Origin of the sequence: uncultured Turicibacter sp. (assembly GCF_938044715.1) — a bacterium.
GTDB lineage: Bacteria > Bacillota_I > Bacilli_A > MOL361 > Turicibacteraceae > Turicibacter > Turicibacter sanguinis.
In genome coordinates, this window is the sequence record NZ_CALIOS010000121.1 from 62192 (window position 1) to 68251 (window position 6060).

Annotated in this window: 12 protein-coding genes; 9 read left to right on the top strand and 3 right to left on the bottom strand. The window is 33.6% G+C overall.

The window, feature by feature from the left end; genetic code table 11:
- Positions 1–51 precede the first annotated feature (51 nt).
- Complete coding sequence (pfkB, locus tag QWC74_RS11635) at positions 52–981, top strand: 1-phosphofructokinase (RefSeq protein ID WP_006784621.1); 930 nt, start codon at positions 52–54, stop codon at positions 979–981.
- A 71-nt stretch (positions 982–1052) separates the two neighbouring features.
- The gene (locus tag QWC74_RS11640; protein WP_288994083.1) at positions 1053–1454 is read left to right on the top strand and encodes a hypothetical protein; all 402 of its coding nucleotides are present in this window, start codon (positions 1053–1055) and stop codon (positions 1452–1454) included.
- A gap of 15 nt (positions 1455–1469) precedes the next feature.
- On the opposite strand, the gene QWC74_RS11645 is transcribed toward QWC74_RS11640, so the two are convergent.
- The gene (locus tag QWC74_RS11645) at positions 1470–2834 is read right to left on the bottom strand and encodes a recombinase family protein (RefSeq protein WP_155232674.1); all 1365 of its coding nucleotides are present in this window, start codon (positions 2832–2834) and stop codon (positions 1470–1472) included.
- 55 nt (positions 2835–2889) lie between these two features.
- On the bottom strand, positions 2890–3414 hold the full coding sequence (locus QWC74_RS11650) for a helix-turn-helix domain-containing protein (protein WP_155223170.1): 525 nt from the start codon (positions 3412–3414) through the stop codon (positions 2890–2892).
- A 178-nt stretch (positions 3415–3592) separates the two neighbouring features.
- Between QWC74_RS11650 and QWC74_RS11655 the strand changes: the two genes are divergently transcribed.
- The 5 genes from QWC74_RS11655 (at position 3593) to QWC74_RS11675 (ending at position 5285) form a co-directional block, all read left to right on the top strand.
- On the top strand, positions 3593–3754 hold the full coding sequence (locus QWC74_RS11655) for a hypothetical protein (protein ID WP_155223169.1): 162 nt from the start codon (positions 3593–3595) through the stop codon (positions 3752–3754).
- Positions 3755–3773: 19 nt separating this feature from the next.
- Positions 3774–4094 (top strand): hypothetical protein, encoded by a 321-nt coding sequence (locus tag QWC74_RS11660; protein ID WP_155223168.1) that lies wholly within the window; start codon positions 3774–3776, stop codon positions 4092–4094.
- A gap of 160 nt (positions 4095–4254) precedes the next feature.
- On the top strand, positions 4255–4485 hold the full coding sequence (locus tag QWC74_RS11665; RefSeq protein ID WP_155223167.1) for a hypothetical protein: 231 nt from the start codon (positions 4255–4257) through the stop codon (positions 4483–4485).
- Between the two features lie 15 nt (positions 4486–4500).
- Entirely contained in the window at positions 4501–4767 is a 267-nt protein-coding gene (locus tag QWC74_RS11670; protein ID WP_288994085.1) for a hypothetical protein, read from the top strand.
- A gap of 14 nt (positions 4768–4781) precedes the next feature.
- A complete protein-coding gene (locus tag QWC74_RS11675) occupies positions 4782–5285 on the top strand; it encodes a hypothetical protein (RefSeq protein WP_155230206.1) in 504 nt (167 codons plus the stop codon).
- Positions 5286–5319: 34 nt separating this feature from the next.
- Here the strand turns inward: QWC74_RS11675 and QWC74_RS11680 are convergent, their stop codons facing one another.
- A complete protein-coding gene (locus tag QWC74_RS11680; RefSeq protein WP_155222974.1) occupies positions 5320–5580 on the bottom strand; it encodes a hypothetical protein in 261 nt (86 codons plus the stop codon).
- 68 nt (positions 5581–5648) lie between these two features.
- Between QWC74_RS11680 and QWC74_RS11685 the strand changes: the two genes are divergently transcribed.
- Positions 5649–5837: a helix-turn-helix transcriptional regulator gene (locus QWC74_RS11685; protein ID WP_278475167.1), complete on the top strand. Its 189-nt coding sequence runs from the start codon at positions 5649–5651 to the stop codon at positions 5835–5837.
- A 2-nt stretch (positions 5838–5839) separates the two neighbouring features.
- The coding region (locus QWC74_RS11690; protein WP_288994088.1) for a hypothetical protein at positions 5840–6060 on the top strand (221 nt) is incomplete at its 3' end.

The following is a 6060-nucleotide window of genomic DNA, read 5'->3' on the forward strand; positions in this document are numbered from 1 at the left end:
AAATGATTTACTCTGTTTGGAATATACTAAACCTGAAGGAGTGTGATAACTATGATTACGACGATTACTTTAAATCCAGCTTTAGATAAATTGATGGAATCTGAAAGTCTTCAGGTTGGAGAAACAAATCGTGCCGATATTTTAAATAGTTCAGCTGCAGGAAAAGGAATTGATGTGGCGAAAGTTTTACGTGATTTTAAACGTGAAGTTAATGCAACAGGCTTTTTAGGTGGAATTGTAGCCCCTATTTTTAAACAGTGTTTTGAAGATGAGAAAATTAATGATCATTTTATTGCGATTGAAGGGCAGACTCGTACAAATATTCAGCTTTTTGATAAGTCAGGGAAACGAACGGAAATTTTAGAGAAGGGCCCTGAGGTGAGTTCTGCTGAAAAAGAGGCATTGATTCATAAAGTAGAGGAGCTTGCTAAGGTGAGTAGTGTTGTGGCGATTTGTGGTAGTGCCCCTCGTGGAGTTGATGAAGCTTATTTTACGGAGTTGATTCAACTTGCAAAAGCAAATTGTCATACGGTTATTGTAGATGCATCAGGAGCTTTATTAAAGGTTGCGATTAAGCAAAAGCCTAAACTTATTAAGCCGAATAAAGATGAGATGTTTGAATTAATGGGAGTGAAATCAGCAACGCAAGAAGAAATGATTGAGTTTGCACAACATCTTTGCCAAGAAGGGATTGAGTATGTATTGATTTCGCTTGGAAAAGAGGGAGCCATGCTAGTTTCACAAAAGGGTGTATGGAAAGGATTGGCACCTGATGTTGATGTTAAAAGTACGCTAGGTTGTGGTGATACGGTTGTTGCTTCTATGTGTATTTCGTTTGATGAAGGTGATGAGCCGGCAGTGATGTTAAAAAAAGCGATTGCTTTATCGAGTGCAAATGCGATGACATTTGAAACGGCACACGTTATTTTAAAGGATTATGAAGAGTTATTAGCACGATGTGAAGTTGAGACTATTAAGTGAGGATTTTTATCCTCACTTTTTTAAAGGAATTAAAGAAGGGTTGACGTATGTTAAGGTAAGGAGTGATGTTGATGCAAGATTTGTGTGGCCGTGAGTGGACAGCGCAGGAATATGAGATGATATCGAATGATAGACGCTTAGATAAAGAAGAACTTGAGGTAATCAAAGGCCTTGAAAAACGTGACGGACATTGGTTCTGTTCACGGTGCTTAAATGAGAAATCCTTTGGTCAGTATGTGTATCGTGGTGAGCGATTGACGTATTGCCGGGAGTGTTTGGATTTTAAGCAGATTAATCAACATAGTTTGTTGTATCGTTCGAAAAGGAAGGCCACGATCACTCATAATGCGCATGTTTTGAATGCTGATTTTCAATTATCGACCTTGCAACAGGAGGGTTCGAATTTTAGCCAAGAGATACTAAATAAAGGTTATATAGGTATGAATTGGGCGGTTTGTATTGCCGGTGGTTGAAAACCGAAATAAATCTTAAAAGTTCCAATTCACTTCTGCGGTATTTTCTGTTATGATGATGTCCTTAACTAAGAGATCAATAATATAAGTTCGTTCTTCTACTGAAGAATGTCTTAAATCAGGTAATTTGTTCTCAAATAACTTAGCAATTAATTCATCACGATTAGAGCGGTTCTCTCTTTGTTTAATGAGCTCATTTTTTTGTTTATTTAACTCGTTAATTTTTTCATCTAATCTAGTTTTATCTATTACCCCATCTACATATAAATCAAGAACCTTTTTAATTTTTTTATCTATTTCGAGAAAGTCTTTTTGAAAATCTATTTTTTTATTTTTTCGAACTTTTAAATTTTTCTTGTTATTTAGTCCGAGTATCTTATCGAATAACCAAGACTCTAAATCTTCACGTTTCCAAGTCTTGTTAAAACATTTGCTAGGGTAATAGCGAGGCATTTTTCTTCTACGACAAATCATGTAATAGTATCTGACCTTAGACCCATCCGCTAACTTATCTGTATGACCATAAGATACATAATTTTCTCCACAGCAACCACAAACAACTTTTTGTCTCAAAGAGTTGTTTTTGATTTTCCCAAAATTAATACCTTTATATTTTTCTTTTATTCGTTGAGCTTCTTCAAAGAGTTCTTTAGAAATAATAGGCTCATGTGTTCCTGGAAACCATTGTCCTGCAAAAGAAACTTCACCAATATATAATCTATTTTTTAATAAATTGACAATTCTTTGGGGGCGTAGTAGTGGAAAACCTTCTTCTAATAGTTTGTCTTGAACTTTAATATAGGACTTTAGTTTAACGTATTCCTCGAATATTCTTATAATATGTTTTCGTTCTTCTTCATTAACAACTAATACCCCTCTGTCAAGTCGAGTATAACCGTAAGGACTAGCATCAGCACCACCTGACCATAGACCTTCCTCTTTAACCATTTTGTATCGTCCTGATCTTAAACGTTCAGTGATTGTCTCTCGTTCTAATTGAGCGAATACAGACAGGACACCAACCATGGCTCTACCAAAAGGAGTGCTAGTATCTATTGTTTCGGAGATAGAAATAAATTCTACGTTATTAGGTAGAAAAACATCTTCAATAAGAAAGAGAGTATCCCGTTGACTACGACTTAATCGATCTAATCGGTAAACAATAGCAACATCTATTAATCCGCTCTTAATATCCTGTTGCAACTTTGCTAATGCTGGACGATTGATATTAGATCCAGTATACCCAGCATCTATGTACTCTTCTATTTGATCCCATCCGCGTGAAATACAATATCCTTTAATACGTTCAATTTGGAGTGGGATACTGTAGTTTTCAATTTGTTGCTCTGTTGAAACACGAGCATACAATGCCACTTTCATTTTAACCACACCTTCCTTAAATTTTAGAAAAGAGACTAATTAGATTAGTCTCTTTTTATTTGATTTGTTTTTGATTGTTGTTGTCTTTGATGATACGGAAAACAGTAGAGCCTGTTTTCGGTGCAGAATTTGAGATGCTTTTTATATATGCTTCTTCAGCAGCTTCAACATTCATATCATTAATTTTATTTTGTATGATTGATGAATTTGCATAAGAAGTTTTTGATTTATTATTTTTTAACATCTCCAAGATAGCTGTCCGTAGGACTGGATCTAAATCGAAATAAGTATTTATTAATTCGATAACATCTTCTAGATTTTCTTTTTTTATTCCTTTTTGTAATAAAAATTGATCCAAGTATATCCTGTTATCTTTGATGAACATTTCTCCTTCACCATGTCTTAACCATTGTTCATTGACATGGAATTGACTGCAAATAGATCTGATATTTTGTTCAGTAACTGTGGCACCATCCTTTTCTAGATAGCTTACTGATGTTTGAGCGATACCAAGAATTTCAGCGAATTTCTTTTGATTATAGCCAAGTGTTTTTCTAATTGTTTTGATTCTTTTATTCATGATTCTCACCTACTTTCAAATAGAATTTTAACAATGGTTGTTAAAAAAGTCAAACTTTTAATTCAATTATCGTTGACTTATAACAATAATTGCTATAAAATTCTAATTAAAATAACAATTGTTGTTAAAAAATACAACAGCGATAGCAACAGTTGATTGGGAATGGAGGCGATTTATAATGCTTGTCGAAAAAAGAATTGTTATTGAAAAAGAAAAGGAAGCGGAGTTATCTGAATTAGTTGAAATTCTGAAAGAAATGACTGGTCAAGAGATCCGAGATTTAAAAATTTTTGCTCAAGGAAATAAGTTTGCAAAGGTAACGATGGGGAAATCAGCATAGAAGCGGGAGGTAAAGAGTAGTGAAAGTAAATAGTCCATTAGGAATTGTAGAGATTCCAGATATATTGGCTGAATATGGTTTTACACCAGTGGGGAAAAATCCTAAAAAACTAAGCCCACAAGAGTTTCATAATCCAGGAGAAACTCTTTGGTATAGAGGTTCTGATGGAAGAGCAAGAACCTCATTTACACCCAAAGATTTACCACGTAATACGAAATTCTCTTGTATTTGTGGATATGAGGTAATTACATCACTTAAACATATCAAAGACATGCAGTGTCATAGCTGTTCAGAAATGATGGTTAAATCTGCATTAGATAAAGTGGAATATGCAAGTTAATTATCTTGCCCATAGAAAAAGGCTTACTCATAGTGGGAGGAATTCAATGAAAAGAACAGAGTTAATTTTAGGTCTCATCATGTTCCTAACAGCATTTGGAACATTAAGTGTAACGTTTTGGTTATACTTCAGCATGATTAATTAAAAAAGGAGGAATTGAATGATTGCTGTAACACCAAGCTTTGTTTTAAAAGATAAAGACATCGTTCAATTCCAATGTGATCACTGTGTTTGCACAGTGTATAAAGCACATGGTGGAGCAACGATAGAACTTAAAGATAATACAGATGATGACGTGTATGTCTCTTGGTATCCATTGGACATGGAAATGTTCAGAGTGAAATCAGAAAACGATATTTATTACCACGATGATAAATACATCGGATGGTAGAGAGGGGGTGGAATAGTGCAAGAAAAAATTGATTATTTAAAATCAATAGGTTTTGAAGAGTTAAGTTCTGAGTGGCTAGCAGATTTAAAACAATTTGATTTTAGATGTTATGAAGTAACTATACATATCCTTGGAGAGTTAAAACATCAAGGTTTGAAACCTAAAATGATTCACTATGATGAGGGAAGTACCTACACATTGAGTGAAGAGTACCTGCAGCAGAATCATTTAGAAAAAATAAAAAAGGACACAAATGTCCTTATAAAAAAAAGAAATTCGTAAAGGAGACGATTATGATGGAAAAACAAAAGGTAACGACTATTGAAGGTCGAGGAGTATGTGAGGTGGAAACGATTCTCGAAGATATGATTTTAAAAATGAAACAACAATTTGATGAATTATTGGACGGTTCACAAATATATCACGGTTCACAAATATATCACGGTTCATTTAGTAAAGAAGTAGAGTTATCGAAAGAAATTCGCAAATTGATAGAATGCCTAATAACGGTGAGAAATACATCAGGAAATTTGTTAGAGGTTGGAGTAGTAGAAATTGACGATGATTCTCTTTTAGGTTTTTTCAATGAAATTAAAGAATCGGAAACTAAAAATGATTTCAAAAAAGATATGTGTATAGACGAATTAAAGGATATTCACCTTACAACGGAATCAACTCAACGTAGTCATATATTATCAGAAAAGTTATTACAGTGTTGTCGTCAAGGATATAGTACTAATGAGATTAGAGGTGCATTACATGAAGTTAAAGGAGTATTGGATAATTTGCCGGTTAAATAAAAAGACGGTTTTTGCCGTCTAAAAATATCCTGAACTATTTGTGTACTTGAATTACTTGGATTTTTAAGAGTGAAACTTCGCTTAAGTCAAGTAAAGCAGAAACTCTATTTTCAGCATAAAAGGTTAATAAGCCTTTATTTATAAATTGGAATTCTGATATAGCAGAAACTCTTGTATATGGAATTTTTTCATATTTTTGTGTATCTGGATTGAAAAGAGAAATTTGTTGAACACGCTCAATTTTTTCTTTATGTCCAGTTTTAAATAAGATATCAGCTTGATAGTAGTAATCCATGATGAATCATCCTTTCTATTGATTGTAAATTGATTTTAACAGATATATCCAAAATGAGGTGTCGGAATATGGCGAACATTAAGAGAATTTTGATAAAAAGAAGGATGAAACAAGGTGAGTTAGCTAAGGCAGTTGGTGTTTCAGCACAAACCATTTCGGATTTTATAAACGGAAAGCATGATGTGGCATCTAGGACATTATACAGAATCGCAAAAGTATTAGATGTCAGCATGGAAGAGTTAATAGAGGAGGAATAGAAATGATAAAACCATTTATGCAAATTCCACCAACAGTAAAGATGGTGGGCTATAACGATAAATTGGTTGTTCGATTAAATGAACTATTTGAATTTGAATATTTTTTTAAAACATCTCAATTAGTGGTACATATTCCAGCTCCAAAAGGAAATCCAATTCCCAGAATGCTTTATGATTCCTTAACTTTAACATCAGAGGAACGCGAGAGTGTCTTAATTTTTAT

Excerpts from the sequence above, each read along its gene's own strand:
- pfkB (WP_006784621.1), top strand. The coding sequence starts at position 52 with ATGATTACGACGATTACTTTAAATCCAGCTTTAGATAAATTGATGGAA.
- QWC74_RS11640 (WP_288994083.1), top strand. The coding sequence starts at position 1,053 with ATGCAAGATTTGTGTGGCCGTGAGTGGACAGCGCAGGAATATGAGATG.
- QWC74_RS11645 (WP_155232674.1), bottom strand. The coding sequence starts at position 2,834 with ATGAAAGTGGCATTGTATGCTCGTGTTTCAACAGAGCAACAAATTGAA.
- QWC74_RS11650 (WP_155223170.1), bottom strand. The coding sequence starts at position 3,414 with ATGAATAAAAGAATCAAAACAATTAGAAAAACACTTGGCTATAATCAA.
- QWC74_RS11655 (WP_155223169.1), top strand. The coding sequence starts at position 3,593 with ATGCTTGTCGAAAAAAGAATTGTTATTGAAAAAGAAAAGGAAGCGGAG.
- QWC74_RS11665 (WP_155223167.1), top strand. The coding sequence starts at position 4,255 with ATGATTGCTGTAACACCAAGCTTTGTTTTAAAAGATAAAGACATCGTT.
- QWC74_RS11675 (WP_155230206.1), top strand. The coding sequence starts at position 4,782 with ATGGAAAAACAAAAGGTAACGACTATTGAAGGTCGAGGAGTATGTGAG.
- QWC74_RS11680 (WP_155222974.1), bottom strand. The coding sequence starts at position 5,580 with ATGGATTACTACTATCAAGCTGATATCTTATTTAAAACTGGACATAAA.
- QWC74_RS11685 (WP_278475167.1), top strand. The coding sequence starts at position 5,649 with ATGGCGAACATTAAGAGAATTTTGATAAAAAGAAGGATGAAACAAGGT.